The organism is Bacillota bacterium, assembly GCA_013178125.1.
Classification (GTDB): domain Bacteria; phylum Bacillota; class SHA-98; order Ch115; family JABLXJ01; genus JABLXL01.
Genome location: JABLXJ010000017.1, coordinates 18,535 through 40,278 on the forward strand (window position 1 = coordinate 18,535; position 21,744 = coordinate 40,278).

A 21,744-nucleotide genomic window follows, 5' to 3' on the forward strand; every position below is an offset into this window, starting at 1 on the left:
TCCCTCCTATCCTAATGCTCTAATGAAAAGATCTTTCAGATCAGCTTTCGTAGCTTCCCGCCCATTCATATGAGTTCCACCATCTTCATACGCATGTTCCACATAGGTTTCAAGAAACTTCAAGAAATGCTCTCGAGGCACCCCGGCGGCAACTATACTCTGAGGCAAGTTGAGAGCGACTTGAAGCTCCCTAACCTTATCAATCAGCTTTTGAACACTTTCTTGCTCGGTTACACCCTCGATCCCCAAAATCCGAGCTACGTCAGCATAGCGATGGGAAAGAGCTGGAATGTTAAACTCCATGCACACTGGCATGAAAATACTCAACGTAGCACCGTGGGGGACCCCGTATTGAGCACTCAATATGTGACCTAGACTGTGCATGATGCCTGCCCCAGCGTTGGCTAGTGCAATGCCCGCTAAGCAAGATGCGTTATGCACCTTGGCCCTGGCTTCTAAATCAGCGCCGTCTCTATAAGCGCGAAGTAGGTATCGAAAGAGGAGATAAATAGCGTACAGAGCAACTGCATCTGTATAGTCAGTTGCAAGCTTCGTTGTATAGGCCTCCAAAGCGTGGCTAAACGCATCAAAACCTGTGTTTGCCGTGATCTTCGGTGGCATAGTGGCTGGAATCGTGGGGTCAAGAATGGCCACGTCAGGAATCTGCTCAGGGTACCCCATACCAATTTTCCGATGGGGAATCTTACGACGGTCAGTAACTACTGCGTAAGGTGTTACCTCGGAACCTGTTCCGCTGGTGGATGGTATGGCAACAAGACGGGAAGTATTCTTCAGTCGGGGTAAAGCAGGTTGAGCTCTTAAAGTGTCAAAATCCAGTTCCGGATATGCACTCCAGGTCCTACCAGCCTTGGCGGCATCAATTACTGATCCCCCGCCAAGGGCGACTATAAGATCTGGGGAAATATTTAGTACAAAATCTTTTAACCTTGCAACAGTCTCCAGGCTTGGGTCGGGCTCTACACCTTTATAGATCGAAACTGAATAACCGCCTTTTTTCAGTATACCAACCACCTTGTCTACTAAACCAAGTAATTCCATATTATGGTCCGTAACAACAACAGCCTTATCTCCCGAGAGTTCCCCAAGAACCTGCAAGGCTCCCTGACCAAATACAATCTTTTCTCGTGGTGTAATAAAAGAACTAATTTCTATTTCCTGCAGATCTCCCATAGTTATTGCCACCCCCACTTATTTCTTTGAAGTGCGGCCTTGTCTGCTTTCCTTTGAGCCTATTGCATAAACAGGGCCTCAACCAACCAAGTGAGGCCCCGCTTTTGGGCTAAAGTTGGACCTATATGGCGACTTGTCAACCGATTCCGCCATCAAAGTGGAGTGAATTTTTTGCCTCTCCCTTTATGCAATCAATGAACCTCCTAACTACTCCTTTTCCCAGCATTAATAACCCGATCTACTAAGCCTCCAGTGTCAACCGGTCCTCGCAGATCCTTGCCTTCCATTGCCGCAGGTAGGCTCCAAAGTATCATGTTCTGATAATAGTCCGCACCGAAAACTCGTTCACCGGTGTCGGCATCTCCCCTAAAGATGTTGGGCTGGTCCCAGGTCAGACCCTGTTTGCAAACTATATTATGCCAGCAACGACGCGCCAGCTCCAACCCAAACTCCTTTTCACCGTTATACATGTAAGTCATGGCCAGCATCAATACCTCTGGCGGGAACATGCTGTAAGGACCGTAACCCTTGACAGAGGTGACGCTACCGTCCGAATTGGCATAATTAACCGCTCCATGCCGAGTTAGGGCTATATTCGCCCGTTTGATGGTAGCCAGCGTGGTTTTCACCCTGTCAGGTCGAAACACACCTGAAAGGCCGTGAAATCTTGCCATCCACTCTCCATCTAATTGGTAGCCAAATATCAAATCAGCCTTACGATCAGTTTCCGGCTCATAATAATTCAGGTAGTATTCTCCGGCCCACATCTTGTTCTCCATAGATTTGCTACCTTCTCCTAACCACTGGCGGCACTGAGCTGCAAATTCCTTATCACCCACGGCCTCGGCCATCCGCTCCGCCATTCTCAGGTTTGCGAGATGGATTCCTCCAACATGAGCCACCATCCCACTCCACTCCGGTTCTGGCGCCTCAAACCACTCCGAACCCACATTTCCGCTGGGCATGCTTATGACTTGATCTCCCATCTCGTATTCGGGACGCAGATTCATGGTGAATATGGTGTTCTTCTTAACGGAGGGATAGAACTCCCGGACTATTTTTTCATCGCCGGTCCGTAGCCAGAGACGGTCAACCATATCCACATAACATGGACCATTAAGCGTTGTTTGATACCCCGCCGTAGGGTAAACCATTTCTATAGGTCCTGTTCTGCCCGTACAACCACCAAAGATCCACGGCGCTGCCCCATCTGAAAACTGATATGCCTTGTACCCGCGCAGAGTAGATAGTGCCAATTCAGGGAAGAAATAGACCAATGGGATGTTGCCGTAAAAACTACAAGGTATGCACTCAATCTGGGGGCAACCACGAGGGCACTCGATCATACCGTAAAGCCCATCCTCCGGCCGACACCAATCCCCTATGGGGAATTCGGCCACAGCCCATAGGCCATCTTCGGTAATCAAGTGGAGAATGTTAACCAGGGAGTCCCGTAGCCACCCGGGGAGTTCGGATGCAGTGTAGACCGCCTCCTGCCAGGCCAGGATCCGCTTCAATAGATCCCCATGGTCTTTAGCTAGGATCTCGGCTGCTTCCAGTGCACCCTTGTACCGAGTAGCATACATATGCGTGTAGTAATTGGCCGAAGCCGCGTACCGATCCTTCTCCCGCTCTATGGCCGGGAGGGCCACGGGTCCTAGAGTTCCGCTGCCCTTCCACTTGGGACTGTACCAAGCCAGGATGAAACGTACTACCCTGGTCTCACCAGGAGACAACGCAAAGTCCACAGCCACAGAAGCACCTGGGTGATCCGCAGCGGCAGTCGGCAAGGCGCTAGCGATCTTGGCCCAGGCAGCCCCGTCATTCCCTAAAGCCCCTCCAATCCGCAGCTTCTCTTCACCGACTACCCCCAGGGCATAGCTGGACTGTTTTGTGGTTACAGTCACCCCGCTGAACTGGCCAGTAACCTCTTTCCGTTCAAATTGCGTGGTTCCCGCTTCAACCTCGTCCGGTCCCGGGAACGAAAACACAATGGCACCCTGCTGGGCTACATCACTGGTGTTACGAAGCTGCACTTCAAATACAGCACCTGGGAGCAGTGACGCCTCGATATCCCCCGGGATAAAGGGTGCCCATGCCCGGAGACCAACACTTATCGGCGCATCCATCTCATATTCTAAATCCGCTACAGGGTAATGCCCCCAGTAATGAATATCCTTGACGGTTTGAACCCCCACTAGGTCAAGATCTGGAGGGGCGTAGCCCGGCTTCCCCCAGGGGCTGGGCGCCGGTTCGAGGGTATTGAGATTAATAGCCGTATCATGATATGTTTTGGTCTGTTTGGTAGTGAATACCCAGGTTTGTCCACCCACGCTCATCCCTAAGAAGGGCAGGTTAATTGGTCCGCCTCGGGGGATGTGAGAATTGAAAATCGTGCTATAGCCGAAAAGTCCACTGGTTTCAAGGTCAATGCATCCAGTATCGATAGCCCCCAGCGGCATACCGCTTACCACGTGACTATCCCTTCGGTAGATCACCCCACTTACTGGTCTTGAGAATCCTTCTGCAAAAAACTCTACCCACTCCTGCGCGGGCAAATCCATTGGGAAAAGCGAACTAGTGTCGTTCTTTCTGGCGCAATATTCTACTCTGTTACTCATTATACATTCAACTCCTGTCTATTAGATTTAGTCGATAAATTATACTCCGCAATAATTACCTACCCCGAAAATGACCCAACTGCTTCCAGAGACATTTTCATTCTCTGTGGCGCCGCGCCAGCGCATGGGGGTCTAATCTGAACTGATTACCCTATGCTCCAAGAAACTGTAGCCCTATCACCCTCCCAAAGTCTTGGAACGAAAACCGTTAGTGATATTACCCTTAGTAGAGTCGAAAGAATGAATAGAACATGATACTGAGTTAAAGGGGCACCATTGCTTGAGATTATAATGCCCCTTATAAGGGGCTGAACAGCCTCGGCAATAACCCCTCCAACCACGAATGCCACGGCATTAGCTAATGCGACCACCACCCCGTATGTTGCAAAGTAAGAACTATGACTGTCGCTAGGGACAGTCTTCATCAGCAAATTCATTTGAGCCAAATCCATACCCGCACCGACCGCCCCGCCAAGCAGATTTGCCGCTACCACGGGAAACGGGTTAGACCTCGAACTTAACACCCAGAAGATAGGCATACTGATGGAAGCCTTCATCAACCAATTGATCACCCGTTTGCTACCGAAGTTATCAATCCAACGACCTACCAACCCAAGAAGCACTATAGAACTTACTGATGGAATGATCTGCAAAAGAAAATAGACATATGAATACTTGAGCCTTAATTCCTCGAGAGCATACACAGGGCAAAACGGGGCCACGATTCCAAAAGCGAACGATGTAAATGACCAAAATACTAATAGCTGACGAAAATCCTGATCTCCAAAGGGAACAAGTATACCCGAGATACCTTTTATGATTCCAGCAGGCTCCCGAAATACGGGCTCATTCACTTTTAGATAACAGGCTATATCTGCTATTCCAAATAAGGATGCTACTCCAAAGACCAATCCGAAATTTGAAAAACCCGAGTGCCTGTCAAGGTAGTATCCTACCGCTAAGGCGGTTATACTACCTGCAATCGTTGCAGATCTTACTCGACTGGCGAAAAACCTCCCTCTAATCTCGGTCGGGATCAAGTCGGTTACCCACGAAAGATAACAGACCTGTCCTGCCGACCCCAAGCATGATGCAAAAAACACCAGTGCACATAACATAATAAGGGTTAGGGATGCACCTAAAGTGCTAACTTCGAACGCCAGAAAAGCTACGACGACCCATAAGAACCTGCTTGGAAAGAAAAATCTAAGAAAGACTTTTCTCCGGCTACCCGAGCATCTAAGAGCCCACGCCCCAATAAACATGAAGATAGCAGCGATAGCAGGTAAAGCCGTTAGAAATCCATATATAGAATCGCTAGCTCCAAGTTTCCTTACAAAGCCGGTAAAGGCCACACCGCCTGACACGGGACTAAATATATTGGATAGAATGCCGGATAAATAGACCCATATGAGGCTATTGTTATTTCCCCTATTTATCGTTATTGAGATTTTTGTCAAGGTATCGAACAATTTCATAAGCTTCGTCCTAAATTGGTTTACCTTGAGGAGCAGGACCCCCAAAACCGCATAAGATCTTATTTTAGCTCTTCTCCAATATTCCCGTTCACTAAAGCACTTCCACACCACCGTTGAGGGTCCAACCATACCTGGAGATGTATACATCACGGCTAGAGAAAAACCTGTTCGCTCCCGTAAGATCTCAGAGTGAAATTTAATTCATTTAAATCCCCCTACGTCGTTGGACTCCCCCCTGACGACGGCTATTTAAGGGGAATGATTTGGATTGTTGGTGCTGTCGTGCTTTCAATCTGGAGTTGATCCCCGGGTGACATGAGAATGTCAACGCCTGGGGCAACCGAGTAGTCTACCATCCGACCAGAGCGGAGCAATTTCACGCTGGAAACAGTGCCGCCAACCACGCGTACCGTGGCGGAATAGAGACGTTGGGTGTAGATGAACTGCCCAGCGCTGGTCGTAACTTCTCTAATATTTGCCGGCTTACCCGCCCACGTGACTTGATTCGTCGGGGTCCTTGCCTTATCTGTCACGTTCTGGTCTAGGTCAAAAGAAGAGTCTTCAGGAATGATATGGATCTGATTCCCTTCGGCAGATTCATCGAAGATAAGCATGCGTCCAGCAGCGAAAGGTTTGTTGCTCGGCCGCGGCAGAAGTTGGATTACATTATTCTTGCCCGAAATCTCGATGCCAGTCACATCACTTGCCCCCTGGTCCACGCCAATGGCTAACCAAAGGGTATTCCTGACGCTCTGCTCACCCAGTTTCAGGAGCGTGCTCTTATCAGCGTTCGTATGGAGGTGAAGAACTTCCAGATTGTTATTGGCGAAAGTACCAATGGTCTCCATAACGGTCTTGAAGTTCAGGTTGCCGAAAAAGCGGAAAGTATTGTGTACAATAGGAGCTGCCGTACCGTCAAAGATCAGGCCCGTCCCGCCCTGGCGTTCGCCGGGCGTGAAGGGATGCGGATCGGCCATGCCCTGGCAATGAATCTCTGTCTCCACGAAGATCGGAAAGTTGTCGATAGGTACCGGCTTCTCGGGCCTGATCCTCATAGCCGCGCCTAGCCCGCCATAGACCAGGATACCAAGGTGATACTCGCAATTCATACTCGAATCGATGACCAGAAGGTCTTTATCAGCCGGCCCTATCCAGTTGAGGACGTATACGCCCCCGTCAACCCGGAAGTCCTGAGCAGGTGGAAAGTGGATGGTGTCCTGAATGTGGTATACCGCCCCCCCGCCATAGCCACCCTTGACGTAGAGATCGCTCCCCGTCAGCACGGCATAATCGAGTGCTTCCTGCCACCCAGAGGTCTTGGTTCCCGGGGTATCGGGGCCGAAGTCACCGCTACCGTCATAGGCCAATATCACATAGGGATGTTCCGGGGCCGACGTTGTCTCGGATGGGTATGCTAAGGCTGCAGCCTGCAATGTCCAGTCAACAAAGGCTACCAAGACTCCCAAAGCCAACACCAGTAGACAGGGCCTATATACGATCCTGGATACCCATCTCCATAACATGTTAACACTCCCCTTTCTAGAGTGGGCTTCTAGAACCCCTCACGGCCTCTCATCCCTTTAACATACCACTGAGCTGTATTCCCCTGGTAAACTGCTCTTGTACCAAAAAATAGAATACAACCAAGGGAACTATCATAAGAACGGCTCCTGCTGTCTGAATCGGAACGGCCGGTAGATTAGGATTAATCAACGCCCCAAGGAGAACAATGCCTATTGTCATCGTGTATTTTTCCCATGAGTGCAAATAAACCAAGGGTCCGAAGAAGTCGTTATACGTTCCCGCTACATGAAAGATGGCAACTGTGACTAAAGCTGGTTTAGCCAATGGCAAGACAACCCGCCAAAATATGGTGAAGTAGCTTCCACCATCCAAGAGGACAGCTTCATCTAGCTCTCTTGGAATGGTGCGGAAAAACTGCCTCAGGAGAAATACAAAAAACGCATTGAGGCCGAAATAACTGGGTACGATAAACGGACGAAAAGTATCAACCCAGCCCAGCCTATTAAAGATTAAGTATTGTGGGATCAGCAGAACCTGTGGCGGAAGCATCAACGTGGCAATAACTAGCACAAAAACAAACTGTCTACCCGGAAATCGCAGGCGAGCCAAGGGGTAGGCTACTGCTGCACAACTCAGCACTTGTCCAACTAACGAGAAAACAACAATAATCAGGCTGTTTTTGGCCAGCAGAAAGACATTTACAGCCCGGAAGGCGTTGATATAGTTCTCCACGGTTATGGGATTCGGTATCCATGCCATAGGAGCAATAACCCACTGTCCTTGTGTTTTCAATGAAGTAGATAGCATATATAGAAAGGGAGCAACTATAGCCACACCGCCAAGCGCGAGTACGATTTGCAGGCACACTTCCTGCGCTAGGCTTCTCCTTCGTATTGAGGGCTCTCGCCCCTCGCCAGTGTTAGTCCTTGTTTTTTCTGTAATTATTGTCCTCTCCATCTGGATAACCCACCACCTTCATTGAGATGTCAAATTAAATCATATCCAATTTCGACAGTGAGGAACAACCAGAGCCCGCCAAAAGACAATATCGTCTTACTCCTCCGCCGCGCTTAAATCTCTACCTTCAACAAGGCGCGAAGACCTACCAACCCTTCCCACCGGTCTCATAATAAACCCAACGGTTTGAAGTCATGAGAAGAAGAAGGCTCAAAATCATCGTAACTGCGAGCAGACTCCAAGCCAGAGATGATGCATAACCTAGCCGAAAGTATTCAAAGGCTTGATAATACAAGTATAGGACCACGAGTCGGGTGGCCCCAGCCGGGCCGCCTTGGGTCAAGATATAGACTTGCGTAAAAGACTGTAAAGCTCCAATAACTCCCAAAATCAAATTAAAAAGAATAACCGGAGTCATCATGGGCAGAGTTATTTTCCTAAAAGTTTGCCACGCACCCGCCCCGTCAATCTGAGCGACCTCATATAACTCCCGAGGTACATTGGATCGGCCCGCCAAGAAAATAAGCACCATATTGCCTATTGTCCAATATCCCATCAAAATCAAAGCAGGTAAAGCCCAATGCGCGTCTTGAAGCCAAGCCGGACCCTGAATACCGATTCTTCTAAGAACTGCATTGACCATTCCATCCTTTGCCCATACCGCACCCTGTACCATGGTTGCAGCGGTTCCAGCGAGCATAGCAGGTAGATAATAAATTGCTCGCCATAAACGAGTTACCCTTTTGACGTTATATAGGATCAATGCGACAGCTAAGCCCAGGAGCTGTGTGTAGACTATCCCAATGACCGCGTAGATCCCCGTCACCCGCCAAGTATGCCAAAAGTTTGGGTCATATACCATACGCGTTAAATTGGCCATCCCTATAAAACGTGGCGGACTGAAGACGTCGTACTCCATGAAAATAAGGATGAACGAAACTGTAAAAGGTATAAGAATAAAAGCAGAAAACCCTATAATATACGGCAGCAAAAAGATCAAAGCAGCTCTCCGCTCTGCTCCCTTTAATGTAAGCTTTCGCCGTCGTTCCCCTTTCGCCCGAGGAAACTTCATGGTGCCCACTCCTTAATGCGATAGATTAGGTTGTATGAATAGTCAATGTGGATAGTGAAGATTAGGAGGGGCTGGCACCCCCTCAGGAAATTCCTATTCCCTGCACTCAGGTGCCAGCCTGCAATGGCCTACAAACCAACTTTCTTCTTACTGACTGATAATCCTGTTAACATCCTCCACGGCTGCTTTCAGGACGGCCTTCAAATCTGCATGGGGGTCCTCAAGAGCTGGGACAAAGCGATCCACGAGCGCCTTGTCGATTTCTCGATTATTTGGATGAACCATCTCTGGCTTGGAGACTCGCCGTATCTTATCATTCTGCCACAGATCTAATAAGTTAACTGCGGAGGTCATTTTCTCTGCAACGAATTTCCGAACGGTGTCAGACAACATAGCGTCATTACGGCTCACCGGGTGACCACCAGAGAGGAAGAACTTGATCTGGGTATCCTTGCTGACCAAGACCTTCACAAACTCGAAGGCCTCTTTAGGATATTTACAGGTCCTGGATACACCCCAACCGTCACCGCCGACTACACACACATCGCGACCCCCAATCGGCTTCGGAGTCAGATAAGAACAATTCCATTTATCCTTGAAGCTCGGATCTTGCTGCAAAGCGGGAAGGATTACCGTCGGGAGCCATGGCCCGCAGAAATCCGCCGCACACGTATTCTGAAGCAGTGGCTGTGAACCTGCAGGCGGAACAGCTTGTTTGGAAAGAGGCAAGCTGATCTTGTACTTCCAAATCAGATCATGCATGAACTGTAAGGCCTTTAGCCCCTCCGGTCCTCCAAAGGTGGCACGCTTCCCGCTCTTGTCGGTTATATCCGCACCTTGAGCCAAGAGAAGCTGACGAAACTGCATCCGTACCCAATGCATGTCCGATCCTGATGGGGTCGGGAACCGCATACGGTATCCTTCTCGGATGATCCTACCACTGCTATCATACTTTGTTGTCTTCTTACCCCACTCGATCAATCCGTCCCAGGTAGTGGGGAATTTGTCTATACCGGCCTCCTTGGCAAAATCGGTTCGGTAGTAGATCATGTCACCCCCGCCGAACATAGGTACAAGCATCTGTCTATCCTGCTGGTCATAGAATATCTCATTAAATCCGGGGGGATTCTGATCGAGATCGTCGCTAAGGATACTACGGTCGATCTCTCGAAACACGCCTTTCGCGATTAGAGGAGGTACCCACTGCGGATTGGCGTACATCACGTCTGGTAATTTTCCCGCTGCGGCAGCAGTCAGTATTCTCTGCACTGCGGCGTCCCACGGAACATATTCGCTAACAACTTTTACACCAGGATGCGTGGCTTCATATTGCTTAATTACCTCCGTGACTATGGGATTGAACCAGGGCCCATGGCAGTGCCACAAGGTTATGGTCACCTTGGGCGCCGCCTGTACAACCGCGAGACCGGATATCAGCAACAGCAAAACCAATAGTCCACTAAGAAGTATTGACAGCTTTTTCATGGCAAACCCTCCTCATTCATAGAAGCTATTCGGGAAATCCTCATGCATATCAAGCATACATAACCCTTGATACTTCCCTGTTACTAGATCATCTTCACCATTTCGCCTAAGAACTTCTACCGACTTCCCCCTACTAAATCTAGTTATCGTCCTATTCCAACTAGCTAGCATAACTATCCTCGCCATCACCTCCTTTGTTTCTCCCAAAACCCAGCCTAAATTACCAAATTTTTCTACAAAACCTACCACCTATCGCCTCCTCCTAGGCTGGGAGCTAAGTATTTTCATTTTACCAATACCCTCGCCATATAAATCTCACTCTCTCATTAATAATATCCCGGGCAACATACCTAATCCTCGCTCGGCAACACCTTGTAGTGTGGCGGTATTATTTCTTCTTTGAGAGGCAAATCCACCCAAGCCCCGGTCTCCATCGATTTATATACTGCACACATAACCTCTATAGCCCGAGCCCCATCCTCTCCGGAAACCAAAGGCTCCTCATCGTTAATCAAACAATTCATAAAGTGCCTTGTCATATTCTCGTAGTTATTGGGGTATCTTGGGGGCACAATCGGAACCCACCGTTTTTGCACCGGTCTATTGATCACATCCTCCACCCAGAATAACTGCGGCCATCTGTAGTTCTTGATTATCTCGGGCAGGTCCTCAAAGTTGTAATCCTTGTTAGTAAAGACAGCCATCGGAACGCTCTGGAACGGATTTGTTCCGTCACTTGATGTATAAATAGTACCCTCAACTCCATAAAGCTCCGTAACCTGGGAACTAACTGGCGAAAACCTATTGCAGCTGACGCATCCATACGAACCATTTTCGAATTCCATTAAGACCCAAACTGTGTCATCACATAGAGTGTAGGAGTCTGGCATAGCAAGCCGCTTGGCAACTCCTGTTACCCTTTTAACCTTGCTACCAACAAGCCAGGTCAAGAGGTCTATAGCGTGGGCTCCTGTATCGGGAAGAGCTGCCCCTCCTGCGACTTCACAGTTCAGACGAAAATCGGTCTTTGCCACGTTGTTCTGATAGAGATACCAGTGCTCATGCAGAGAAGAACGCGCCATCAAAACCTTCCCGATAACCCCCTGATCGATAAGTTGCTTAGCCCATTGATTCTGCGTCCAGAACCGCCGGTCACACCCAACCATGAGCTTAACCTTGTTTTCCCTGCAAGCATTTACTATATCCCAGGCTTCCCTGTTCGTTATAGCCATGGGCTTCTCGACTACAACATGAAGCCCCGCCTTAGCTGCTGCAACAGCCTGGTTTCTATGGACGTTGTTAGGCGTTGCTATGATCACCGCATCGAGGCCCTCAGCCTTCTCATACATCTCGTGATAATCGGTGAACCAGTATTTTGCACCCCATCTATCCGCCGCGCTCTTTGCTGTATCCGGATTCACATCGCATACCGCTACAAGCTCGGCACCCGGTGTCCTTTGTATGGAAGGGAAATGGGCCAGCTCAGCTATGCTTCCGCATCCCAAAACTGCAAAGCCGTATTTTCTGCTCAAAAACAGTACCTCCCTCGCAAGGTTTCTCACGTCAATTCCTTTAACTTTAACCTAGATTCAATATCCTTCAATTTCGGCATCCGATCCGCTCTCACTCCGCCAGTGCCCTCACATACATGCAACGCCACGGCTGAGGCAAATCTCATAGATCTTTCCACATCACCGGATTTCATGTACTCGACCAAGAAACCGGCTGAGAACGAGTCCCCGGCTCCTGTCGTATCTACCACCTTCCCGCTTAAGGCCGGGACCTGGTAGATTCTATCCTTCTCAGCCCCTACTGAGCCCCTCTCCCCGAGAGTTATTACACCCACCTTCGCCCCCCACTCCACGAAGAGCTTAGCGACATCCACAGCATACTCGGGCCCGGTTCCAAGCAGGTGGCGACAATCCTCGATGCTTGCGCGTATTATGTCGAATAGGCCTATGAATTCCCTTAACTTATCCGGGTGCCTCTTTTCTTCTTCCGTCGGATGCTTGCTGGAGTGGGCCCCCCCGTAACCCCCGAGGTCTACGGCAAGGGTCGCTCCCAACTTTCTGAGCTCCTTTATTGTCTCAACCGGCACGTCCCAATCCATCGTGCACACGTAAAAGAATCTAGCTGCCCGATACGATTCCGGTATGTCTTCGAAAACTATTGCTGGAGCTCTCTTAGGATACGTTATCTGTTTATCGCCAGACTGAAAGTACGTTAAAATGCTAGTCGTGGTATCCGCTCCTCTATTAACAATCCCCCTGGTATCGACGCCCGCATCTATAAATGGTTTGAGGAGTTCTCGGGGCATATCCGAACCTATAAGGGTGACTACGCCCACCTTCGCCCCCAGAGTTGCCGCCACCACAGAGGAATAGGCAACCGGGCTTCCCAATACAGGGCCTATAGTCCTATCAGGGTACTGAATCATCTCCTTGACTATATGCCCGACTGTGACAAGATCCGGAACCAAGGCCTTCCCCTACCTCTCTCTCTTGCCCTCTATGAACTCGTTCAGCATCTCGAGCGCCTCTACGTCTACTACCTGCATTGGAGGATGCTTGGTCAGATATGCCGATGCAGAAGTTAGTACCCCTCCTATTCCCCTATCGAGAGCCAATTTCAAACACCGAATGGCGTCGGCTATGGTCCCGCCGAAGTTTGGACTATCTTCAACCTCAAGTGTAGCTTCAAAACGCAGGGGAGCGTCTCCGAAGTTCGACGCGATAAAGTAGAATTTCGTTGTCTTGCGATCCTTCATCAGCGGCACATAGGCAAAACCTGCAGATATTTCAGCTTCGTATGGAATCAGCGACGTAAGGGCCTCTGTCTTTGTCAGTTCTTTACTCTTCCCACGTTTAACTAGGTTGGCAAAATCAGTATTGCCAGCATAATTCAACTGGTAAGATTTCTTTATCTTTATTCCTCGATCTTGGAAAAGTTTGATAAGAGCCCTATGAATGATTGTTCCGCCAAGTTGGCTTTTAACATCGTCACCTATCAGGGGGACGTTCTTCTTTACCGCTGCTTCCTGGTATTCTTTGCTGCAAACTATTAATTCAGGCATTCCATTCATATACCCCAAGCCCACCTCCTTGATAGCGATATCAGCATAGAACCTGGCTGCCTCTGCCGAGCCGGTGGGCAGGAAATTCAGCAAAATCTCGGCTCCGCTATCCCGCAATACCTTCGCTACATCACACGGCTTCTCATCGGATACTTCATAAAACTCCCTGAGGTGATCGGGGGCACCGTCGAGCACGGGACCCATCATAACCTTTACGTTTGTAGGCCTTACCTTCACGTCTGGATAGACGTAAGCACAATTTGGCGCGGAAAATATCGCTTCAGCTAAATCTTTCCCTACTTTATTCCTAGCGATATCGAAAGCCGCAACCGGTACTATATCAGATACCTTGTACCCACCGATTACCGGGTGCATTAGTCCAACCGTACCTTCGGGATCGACCTGACGATAATACTCTAAACCCTGGATAAACGAGCTTGCACAATTGCCAACACCGACTATAGCCACTTTAATTTCCTTAGACACGTTGTATTTCCTCCCCATGTAAAATGCCTACATTACTCCGGAAAATCTCGGGATTAGACCTCCCCATATTGAAGTATTTAAGAGGTCTCATCCCTTAGCTCCATTCCCATCCCACTATAAACGCCACGCATACGAATATGCATGTGCCACCATAATTAATCGTCTAAAGGAGAAACATAAAAATTATGCGAGATAACAAGGTGATATCGACAACAATGTTGATTTTGCTTTGATGTTAACCATAACGTGATCGATCACATTTGTTATTTATATATTTCTACCCTCTAATGGATTTTCCTTCTTTCGCTGAAAAATTTTCTTGCCGCGCATAACCCCAGGGATGGGTCTGTCAGCTAAGCCGCTACCTGACCGCACCAATACCTATGCCATTCGCCGTTTTATACCCCAGGGCCGTAAGTACACAGAAGGCATTAGCACCATCTTTTGACCAGCTCATCCCCGCTAACTTCTGCTGCCCCGTCACCCAAAGGTCTATATCCCGGTCGTATTCCTACTCCGATACTCAAAATTATTGGCAAGAAAACAAAAAGCCCAGCCTAAAGAGGCCGGGCGATAAAAATCAATATTCAAATCACACCCGTGGGATATAATCAATAGCGTATTTCAACGCTCGTTCCCTTGCCGAATCATTTAGTTCCCCCAGATTCTCTCCGTGAAATTCAATAATCTTGCCTTTATATAATGCAGGAATGTTCAGTATGGTGTCTAATAATTACGTCAGAAGGAGACCCTCTATTCACCATTTTCTTATCATAGGGGTAAGAGGTCGACCGTGGAGAAATCCCAAAAAGCCATTTCTAAGGCAGTTAGATTAAGAAATAAATGGTTGTTGACACCATGGAGAGGCGTCATATTGGTATTGTCTAGCCCTTAGCCCTTTCACTCATACTAGGCTATATCATCAGTATTGTCAGCATCGCATCCTCACCGACAACGGGATCTAAAACAACGGGATCCAGTTTTCCGAGATTCCGATCAAAGGAATACAGTTACCGGTTAAGCCTAATTATAGGGTGAAAATCCGCGACGTCGTTTTGGAGCCGGAAGCGTTCAAACTTGGCGATACGGTCTCAGTCAGAATATTTGATACAAACCGATAGATGGCGCGGAACCGATGAACATGGTCCTCTATCCGGTCGCTTGGGACCATGCGAGGGAGCAGCGAGACCGGCCGCTTGCCACTAATAATAAGGTGGCGGGGCCGGTTTTGATATTTTTTAGGTCGGTATTATGCTATTGTTACGTTTCATGGGGTAACGAGAATTCGTGCCACATCGAGGAGGTGGTTATGCCGCCAGAGCGCCAGGAAATAAAAATAAATAACAAGTCGATCCCATTTATTAAATTTAGACTTACGAGGAGGGGAAGAAGATGAATAGTCCTTCTTTCATTGTGACGAAGCGTATAGCATTCCCATGTCTCGGACTCTTGCTCATAGTCCTTGGGCTATCAGGTTGTTTTGGAGGTGGAGGAGGTGGTGGTGCAAGCCCGAAAGGAACCGTAACAGGCTATGTCTCAGAGGTCGACACAAGCACACCTCTGAGGATTGAACTGACGTTTATGGGTTCTTCCCCGGGAGTTGCCGGTGCAACAGTTACACTAGTGGGGACCAACAAGGTCGCGCAGACAACAAATGTAGGCAAGTTTAACCTCAGCAACATAAGCCCAGGAACCTATGACCTTGCAATCCAGAAAATTGGGTGGCCGTCTGTTAAAGTCTATGGTGTGACTGTGGAAGCTAGTAAAACCAAAGAACTTGCGCTCAGGATGGTGAAACCGGGACAAACCGCTCCTCCTGAAACCATCGCCCCGACCGTATCTATCAACTGTCCATCAACGGTCTCAGGGAGTGCCGATATTTCAATAACCGCCAATGATGCAAGCGGCATCTTTGGGGTTGCTTTGTTCATGGATGAAAATCAGGAACCGATACAGGGCTGGGGTTTCGATGGAAGTACCATAGCGTCATCCCTCACTTGGACGTGGGACACTATCACCCCGCCAAATCCAGATTCTTACGGAATCGGATGGCACAACGGAGAGCATACCTTGACTGTTATGGCTTTAGACAATAATCATAATGCAGCGTTCAGGTCTATTACCGTAAATGTCAACAACCCAACTGAGGGCGGGGATCTGCCCACAGCTCCCACAAACCTGACAGCTATGATGGTGACTGCTCACTATTCTGTATTTAGTACTCCTACTCCCTTCGGCCCCATGGTGCGAGGGATGAAGTCCCAAAAGCGTTTGGGTATCTTCGATGTCTCAGGCATCAAGTCGAGGATTGGTACCAAGGGTACACCCGCCGGTTCTGATTCAATAATAATATGCTCTTTGGACTGGAATTATGGTAGCCCGAATGTACTTGGCTTCAAGGTCTACCGGGACGGCGTATGCATCGGCGATGTTCCAAACAATCGAAGCCCCTGGCCAGATAGTTCTCCAAAGCTGTCCCCTGGTCAAAAGGTGGAATACAAGGTATCGGGCTATAACCGTTCCGGCGAGGGTCCCAAGAGCGCTTCGGTGCAGAGAACGCCCCTATCACCGCTTCGTGGGGTTGCGCTCGTAAGCCCGGCGGACGGGAACTCAACGTCATCTACCCCGACCTTTAGCTGGGGAAGCGTACCTGGTGCAGAAGGCTACCTCATTGAGGTAATGGATGCAGCTCATAATTCGATGTGGGCGGGGTATACGAGAGGCGAAACTTCAGTAACTTATGGCGACTCGAATCATACAATCGGAAGTCAGGCTCAGCCTTTAACGTCGGGGGTACAATACACCTGGTATGTCATGGCAGCGGCAACAACGCCTGATATTCCAGATAACCCGAATTGGGATACATGGCAGCCTGATGCGGTATCTATATCAGCTTCCGAGGAATGGGCATTCACAGTTGGGCCGCAATAATGAAAGCGGGGGCCGAGGGTATCTCAGCCCCCTTGCTTCCACACTTTCGGAGTAAGCCAGATACCCCCAAGCTACCAGGCAACCCAGGGACGAACCTTGCGAGCGCGCAGAAAAGCGACAGAGGCACCATGGCGATCCCCAGGAGAGAAGCTTGTGACATGGACCATGCGAATGCGTAGAGTCCGCCCATCAGTGGTCGGTAGCACCACTTTGTGGTCTGTCCGTAATAGATACCCACCATCCAGACTCTGTGCAACTGCCTTCTTAACTGCCTTCTTTGTTTCCTTCTGAGCAGGATTGTTGGGAGATGGCTTCCGGACCACCTCCCGCCATCCATCAGATTCGAATTCGTCCAGCCACTCATTCCGTTCTGCTTGACGCGTGGCCACAAATCCAGCCCCGAGAAGATCCTGAATGGTCGTGCGGTTAACCCAGCCAGGCATGGCATGGTCCGAGGCTGATGACACAAGCCGGTTGAGGGTCATTACCCATGTCAAGATATGCAGTCGCTGTCGTCAAATACACTCCTCCAAACGGTGCAGTGAGATATTAGTTATGGTTACAAGCGCCGAAATCAGGTATAAAATGGTCCGTTTGAGAGAAAATTAGTGAGGAATACCAAATTATGCTGACACAAGATGATTGATAAGATATAACAATTCCTGAAGGATGGGATGGGCGTGCTTGAGAAACTATGGCGGCTTCTCTTCCGACGAAGGCAGCGCAGGCGGGACTCGGGGCAAGCTCGGTCAAGCCCGGCTAAGGGACGGATATCCTCCAAGCTACAGGTCAACCATGAGAGGATCAAAGCTGCATTCGGAAATAGCCCCGATCTGGTATTACGGTATCTAGAGATCGGTGATCAAGGGAAGATTTCGGCGCTTGTCGTTCACATAGATGGCCTTTGCGATAAGCGACTGGTCTCGGAGGCGATAATCGAGCAAGTCACCGACATAAATAACAAATGGGGCAACCCAAAACAGGCGTACGTGGATCTCAAGGACCGCATTCTTTCCGCTAGCGGCGTCAGGGAAGTCGATTCGCTCGATGAATTCATCAACCATGTCACCTGCGGGGATTGCGGAATTTTGGTCGATGGCATCACGAGGGGATTAGCTTGCGATACACGCGCTTGGGAGCATAGGGGCGTAGAGGAGCCAACCACCGAGTCCACTATTAGAGGTTCGAAAGAAGGGTTTGTTGAGTCGCTGCGCACAAATACCAGCCTCTTGCGCCGTAGAATCAAGGATTCCAGACTTTGGATCGAGGAGCTAAAGATCGGGCGCATAAGCAAGACAAGCGTTGCTATCGTATATATTTCAGGAGTGGCCGATGACAAGATCGTGAAGGAGGTCAGAAATCGGCTCAGGAAGATCGACGTCGACAGCATCCAGGAAAGCGGCCATCTCGAGGAATTTATTGAAGATGCGCCGTTTTCTCCTTTCCCGACAATCCTGCGCACTGAGCGGCCTGATAGAGTAACAGGAGCCCTATTAGAAGGTAGGATCGCGCTTCTTACAGATGGCACTCCATTCGCCCTTATCGTCCCGGCCACGTTTACCATGTTCATCACTGCCCCTGAGGACTATTACGAGCGATATTTTATCGGGTCTGCAATAAGACTCCTAAGGATAGCATCGTTCTTTATTTCCTTGACCCTACCGTCGCTATACGTAGCTGTAACGACCTTCCACCAAGAGCTGCTACCCACTCCTCTCATATTGAGCATCGCAGCTCAAAGGGAAGGTATACCGTTTCCAGCTGTGGTCGAGGCGATGATAATGGAGTTGATTTTTGAGGTCTTGCGTGAAGCCGGAGTCCGTTTGCCCAGGCTAGTCGGTCCGGCTGTCAGCATAATAGGTGGCCTGGTGCTCGGGGAGGCGGCGATGCGTGCAGGCCTGGCATCCCCGGCGATGGTGATGGTTGTGGCGTTCACGGGGATCGCTTCGTTCGCCAACCCGGTGTTTAGCCTCGCTATCGGTGTGCGTCTCCTGCGCTTCTTACTGTTAGTTCTGGCGGGATCATTAGGGCTGTTCGGTGTAGAGGCCGGGATGCTTGCCTTGTTGATTCATCAGATCACTTTGCGATCATTTGGAGTGCCGTACTTAGAACCCTTAGCTCCGGTGGTATTTTCAGATCTCAAGGACGCCTTGTTACGAGCCCCATGGTGGGCTCTTAATACCCGGCCCAAGTTCGTTGGCAAGAAAGAGCCAACAAGACAAGCCCCTGGCCTCAGGCCGAAGCCACCCTCTCGCGAGGAGAAAGAGGTTCATCACTTGGAAGGTAAGGAGGGCGGCAAATGAGTGCGCCACGCAAAATCGAAGGCGGGAAGATATCAGCGAGGCAACTTACAGCAATGCTGGTGTTAAGTCGGATAGCGGTAATTACTATCATATTTCCCATGATAACAGGAATCCAGGTTCCGCAGGACGCCTGGATTGCTAGTTTGCTCGGGATGCTCGTATCAATACCTTTAGTGTTATTAATGGTGTATTTAGGCTTGAAGTTCCCCGATAAGACAATCATTGAATGCAGCGAGGCGCTTCTGGGCAAGTATTTCGGAAAGCTTTTGGGGTTTATCTTGGTAGCGTACTGGATAAGCATCACTTCTAATGTAGCAAGAGCGCTCGGAGAGGCCTACACCATAGCCATAATGCCAGAAACGCCGATACTGGTCTTTATGGTTGTGATGGTGCTCCTGGCGGCCAACGCTGCCAGATGTGGCCTCGAGGTGGTCGGCCGGATGGGCGAGCATAGCATGTGGATCGTCCTCTTTTTCTTGATACTTATGTTCATCCTCCCCTATGATGAAATGAATTTCAAGAACCTGGCCCCGGTTCTATCTCGGGGCTTTCGCCCGCTTCTAGAGCCAGCGGGAACAGCTGCCTCCTTTTTCATGCAGTTTATCGTCCTGGGCATGGTGTTGCCCTACCTTAACAAGCCAAAGGATGCAACGCGATTCTCTGTATATGCGATCTTGATCAGCGGGTTGTTGATGACATGGTTTACAGTAGCTTTGGTGGCGGTCTTCGGGACAACGGTATCGGGGCTGGCGCTGCCGGCTTACAGCCTGGGCAGGATGATAAGCATCGCCAATTTCCTGGAGAGGATCGAGGCCATCACAATGGGGGCATGGACGCTGAGCACCGGGATCAAGCTCGCACTGTTCTTATGGGCAAGCGCTGTAGGATTGGCGCAACTGTTTGGCATCTCTCGATACCAGCCGCTCGTGTATCCACTGGGGGCAATAGTCGTTGCGTTCGGTATCTTATTCTTTGAAAACTTTGTAGATATACATCGCTTCTTTGAATTTAGGAATTGGGGAATCTATTCCCTCGTTATCACACTGGGCACAATGGCTATTTTATACCTGGCCGCTCTTGTGCGAAGCAAGCTCCCGCCTCATATGAGGAGGTGAACCCGATGCCAACAGGACAAGTTCTCAGAGTGGGTGCTATTATCCTGCTCATAGTGATAATGACCACTATGACCGGATGCTGGAACCGTAGAGAAATCGAGACCCTTGGCTTTGTCCTGGCAGTTGGTATTGACCAAGCTAGAGAGGAAGGTAAGGTTCAGCTAACGGTTCAGGTAGCAAAGCCCTTTGCTATAGGAGTCGGGGGACAAGCAGGAGGGGGAGGAGGAGCTATGCAAGAGAAGCCCTTCTGGGTCGTAAGCAGCACGGGATATACAGTGTTTGAAGCGGTGCGGAATTTCCTCTCCCAATCGCCACGGCGGCTGTGTTGGGGACATAACCGGTTTATTCTGATAGGCGAGGAACTTGCTCGAAAAGGCGTTCAGGATGTTCTGGATGTTTTTGTGCGTGATGGCGAACCGCGCTGGCGGGCGTGGATAGTGGTGGCGAAGGGCGCCAGGGCGTCGGATCTTTTGGAGACCGAGTTTGAGCTAGAAAGAATGCCTGCAGAAGCAGCCATGGGCATAATTCAAGGTAGCCGGATGGGGTTATCCACAATTGGCGAAAGCATGTTGATAGATTTCCTCCAAAAGCTCGAGGAAGAGGGAATAGATCCAATTGCCACCCGCGCGGAGATCGTCCCCAGGCCACAAAAATTCGATATTAGAGGGGAGTTAAAGAGGGAGAAAATAGGCGCGTCAGCCAGAATAACCGGGGCTGCGGTCTTCAAAGACGACAAGCTGGTGGGCTGGCTCAACAAGCCGGAGACCAGAGGGTTCAACTGGGTCATGGGTAAAGTGAGGAGCGGTATCATTGTGATCAAAAAGCCCGGTGAAGAGGACAGGTTCATAGGGCTTGAGATCCTGAGGGCAAAAGGCGGGTTCAAACCCGAAATCAAGGACGGCAGGGTTTCGGTCACCGTAAGGGTTGAGGCTGAAGCTAATGTAGGCGATATACAGGGGTTCCTCGATCCGCTCGAGTCCCCAGAAGTGTGGGCCAGTATGGAACGAAGGATGGCTGCTGTGATCAAGAATGAGATTATGGCTGCTGTGGCCAAAGCGCAAGAGCTCAACTCCGATATATTCGGCTTCGGTGCCGAACTGAACCGGAGAAACCCTGAAAAATGGGCTGAACTCAAAGATCGGTGGGATGAAGAATTCCCCCGTGTGGATGTCCAGGTGGAAGTCAAGGCTAAATTGAGACGATCAGGCCTGGTAATAAGGAGCACGAGGATCAAGAGGTAGCTCGGGAGGGACCGCCTGTGTCAGTTGTATTGCTCGTTATCTCGTTTATCGCAATCGTTGCCTATGAGGCGCCTGATATTATTCGAGAGAGGCAATGGGGAGAACTTGCGCTATTTATTGTTCTTGTGCTTCTCGGGTTTACGATCAGCCTCCTCCAGGCCATCGGGATGACGGTTCCCAACCCGGTCAAGGGCATCGAGTCTCTCACGGAAAGGATAGCAAGGCTCTTTCAGTAGCGTTTAGACTGCCAAGTTACATGTGAAGTGA

17 protein-coding genes and 1 riboswitch are annotated in these 21,744 nt (G+C 49.7%); of the genes, 5 read left to right on the plus strand and 12 right to left on the minus strand.

Features of this window, described 5'->3' with window-relative positions; genetic code table 11:
* Window positions 1-6: 6 nt before the first annotated feature.
* From HPY71_12505 to HPY71_12555, 11 genes are all read right to left on the minus strand, one after another.
* The gene (locus HPY71_12505) at window positions 7-1,191 is read right to left on the minus strand and encodes an iron-containing alcohol dehydrogenase (GenBank protein ID NPV54318.1); all 1,185 of its coding nucleotides are present in this window, start codon (window positions 1,189-1,191) and stop codon (window positions 7-9) included.
* Between the two features lie 203 nt (window positions 1,192-1,394).
* Entirely contained in the window at window positions 1,395-3,812 is a 2,418-nt protein-coding gene (locus HPY71_12510) for a hypothetical protein (protein NPV54319.1), read from the minus strand.
* 146 nt (window positions 3,813-3,958) lie between these two features.
* The gene (locus HPY71_12515; protein NPV54320.1) at window positions 3,959-5,290 is read right to left on the minus strand and encodes an MFS transporter; all 1,332 of its coding nucleotides are present in this window, start codon (window positions 5,288-5,290) and stop codon (window positions 3,959-3,961) included.
* Window positions 5,291-5,535: 245 nt separating this feature from the next.
* Complete coding sequence (locus HPY71_12520; GenBank protein NPV54321.1) at window positions 5,536-6,813, minus strand: hypothetical protein; 1,278 nt, start codon at window positions 6,811-6,813, stop codon at window positions 5,536-5,538.
* 49 nt (window positions 6,814-6,862) lie between these two features.
* Window positions 6,863-7,771: a carbohydrate ABC transporter permease gene (locus HPY71_12525; GenBank protein NPV54322.1), complete on the minus strand. Its 909-nt coding sequence runs from the start codon at window positions 7,769-7,771 to the stop codon at window positions 6,863-6,865.
* Window positions 7,772-7,916: 145 nt separating this feature from the next.
* Window positions 7,917-8,843: a sugar ABC transporter permease gene (locus HPY71_12530; GenBank protein NPV54323.1), complete on the minus strand. Its 927-nt coding sequence runs from the start codon at window positions 8,841-8,843 to the stop codon at window positions 7,917-7,919.
* A gap of 147 nt (window positions 8,844-8,990) precedes the next feature.
* Window positions 8,991-10,328 (minus strand): extracellular solute-binding protein, encoded by a 1,338-nt coding sequence (locus HPY71_12535; protein ID NPV54324.1) that lies wholly within the window; start codon window positions 10,326-10,328, stop codon window positions 8,991-8,993.
* Window positions 10,329-10,340: 12 nt separating this feature from the next.
* The gene (locus tag HPY71_12540) at window positions 10,341-10,577 is read right to left on the minus strand and encodes a hypothetical protein (protein NPV54325.1); all 237 of its coding nucleotides are present in this window, start codon (window positions 10,575-10,577) and stop codon (window positions 10,341-10,343) included.
* Window positions 10,578-10,678: 101 nt separating this feature from the next.
* Window positions 10,679-11,890 carry a Gfo/Idh/MocA family oxidoreductase gene (locus HPY71_12545; GenBank protein NPV54326.1) on the minus strand — a complete coding sequence of 404 codons (1,212 nt, stop codon included), beginning with the start codon at window positions 11,888-11,890 and terminating at the stop codon, window positions 10,679-10,681.
* Entirely contained in the window at window positions 11,887-12,807 is a 921-nt protein-coding gene (locus HPY71_12550; protein NPV54327.1) for a carbohydrate kinase family protein, read from the minus strand. The genes HPY71_12545 and HPY71_12550 overlap by 4 nt, the downstream gene beginning before the upstream one ends.
* Window positions 12,808-12,816: 9 nt before the next feature.
* Window positions 12,817-13,887, minus strand: coding sequence for an inositol-3-phosphate synthase (locus HPY71_12555; protein ID NPV54328.1), 1,071 nt, complete (start codon window positions 13,885-13,887; stop codon window positions 12,817-12,819).
* A 1,121-nt stretch (window positions 13,888-15,008) separates the two neighbouring features.
* A riboswitch (cyclic di-GMP riboswitch) is annotated at window positions 15,009-15,090 on the plus strand.
* Window positions 15,091-15,300: 210 nt separating this feature from the next.
* Between HPY71_12555 and HPY71_12560 the strand changes: the two genes are divergently transcribed.
* Window positions 15,301-16,818 carry a carboxypeptidase regulatory-like domain-containing protein gene (locus tag HPY71_12560; GenBank protein NPV54329.1) on the plus strand — a complete coding sequence of 506 codons (1,518 nt, stop codon included), beginning with the start codon at window positions 15,301-15,303 and terminating at the stop codon, window positions 16,816-16,818.
* A gap of 71 nt (window positions 16,819-16,889) precedes the next feature.
* Here HPY71_12560 and HPY71_12565 read toward each other — a convergent pair whose 3' ends face one another.
* Complete coding sequence (locus HPY71_12565) at window positions 16,890-17,285, minus strand: hypothetical protein (GenBank protein NPV54330.1); 396 nt, start codon at window positions 17,283-17,285, stop codon at window positions 16,890-16,892.
* Window positions 17,286-17,492: 207 nt separating this feature from the next.
* On the opposite strand from HPY71_12565, the gene HPY71_12570 reads away from it, so the two are divergent.
* From HPY71_12570 to HPY71_12585, 4 genes are read left to right on the plus strand one after another with little or no spacing between them, the layout of a single operon-like run.
* Complete coding sequence (locus HPY71_12570) at window positions 17,493-19,121, plus strand: spore germination protein (protein NPV54331.1); 1,629 nt, start codon at window positions 17,493-17,495, stop codon at window positions 19,119-19,121.
* On the plus strand, window positions 19,118-20,236 hold the full coding sequence (locus tag HPY71_12575; protein NPV54332.1) for an endospore germination permease: 1,119 nt from the start codon (window positions 19,118-19,120) through the stop codon (window positions 20,234-20,236). The genes HPY71_12570 and HPY71_12575 overlap by 4 nt, the downstream gene beginning before the upstream one ends.
* Window positions 20,237-20,241: 5 nt before the next feature.
* Window positions 20,242-21,477: a Ger(x)C family spore germination protein gene (locus tag HPY71_12580; GenBank protein NPV54333.1), complete on the plus strand. Its 1,236-nt coding sequence runs from the start codon at window positions 20,242-20,244 to the stop codon at window positions 21,475-21,477.
* Between the two features lie 17 nt (window positions 21,478-21,494).
* A complete protein-coding gene (locus HPY71_12585; GenBank protein NPV54334.1) occupies window positions 21,495-21,713 on the plus strand; it encodes a hypothetical protein in 219 nt (72 codons plus the stop codon).
* The last annotated feature ends 31 nt before the right edge of the window (window positions 21,714-21,744 follow it).

What these genes read in the sequence shown, in the direction of transcription:
- HPY71_12515 (NPV54320.1), bottom strand. Translation starts at nt 5,290, where the DNA reads ATGAAATTGTTCGATACCTTGACAAAAATCTCAATAACGATAAATAGG.
- HPY71_12525 (NPV54322.1), bottom strand. Translation starts at nt 7,771, where the DNA reads ATGGAGAGGACAATAATTACAGAAAAAACAAGGACTAACACTGGCGAG.
- HPY71_12575 (NPV54332.1), top strand. Translation starts at nt 19,118, where the DNA reads ATGAGTGCGCCACGCAAAATCGAAGGCGGGAAGATATCAGCGAGGCAA.
- HPY71_12520 (NPV54321.1), bottom strand. Translation starts at nt 6,813, where the DNA reads ATGTTATGGAGATGGGTATCCAGGATCGTATATAGGCCCTGTCTACTG.
- HPY71_12570 (NPV54331.1), top strand. Translation starts at nt 17,493, where the DNA reads ATGGGCGTGCTTGAGAAACTATGGCGGCTTCTCTTCCGACGAAGGCAG.
- HPY71_12535 (NPV54324.1), bottom strand. Translation starts at nt 10,328, where the DNA reads ATGAAAAAGCTGTCAATACTTCTTAGTGGACTATTGGTTTTGCTGTTG.
- HPY71_12510 (NPV54319.1), bottom strand. Translation starts at nt 3,812, where the DNA reads ATGAGTAACAGAGTAGAATATTGCGCCAGAAAGAACGACACTAGTTCG.
- HPY71_12505 (NPV54318.1), bottom strand. Translation starts at nt 1,191, where the DNA reads ATGGGAGATCTGCAGGAAATAGAAATTAGTTCTTTTATTACACCACGA.
- HPY71_12580 (NPV54333.1), top strand. Translation starts at nt 20,242, where the DNA reads ATGCCAACAGGACAAGTTCTCAGAGTGGGTGCTATTATCCTGCTCATA.
- HPY71_12530 (NPV54323.1), bottom strand. Translation starts at nt 8,843, where the DNA reads ATGAAGTTTCCTCGGGCGAAAGGGGAACGACGGCGAAAGCTTACATTA.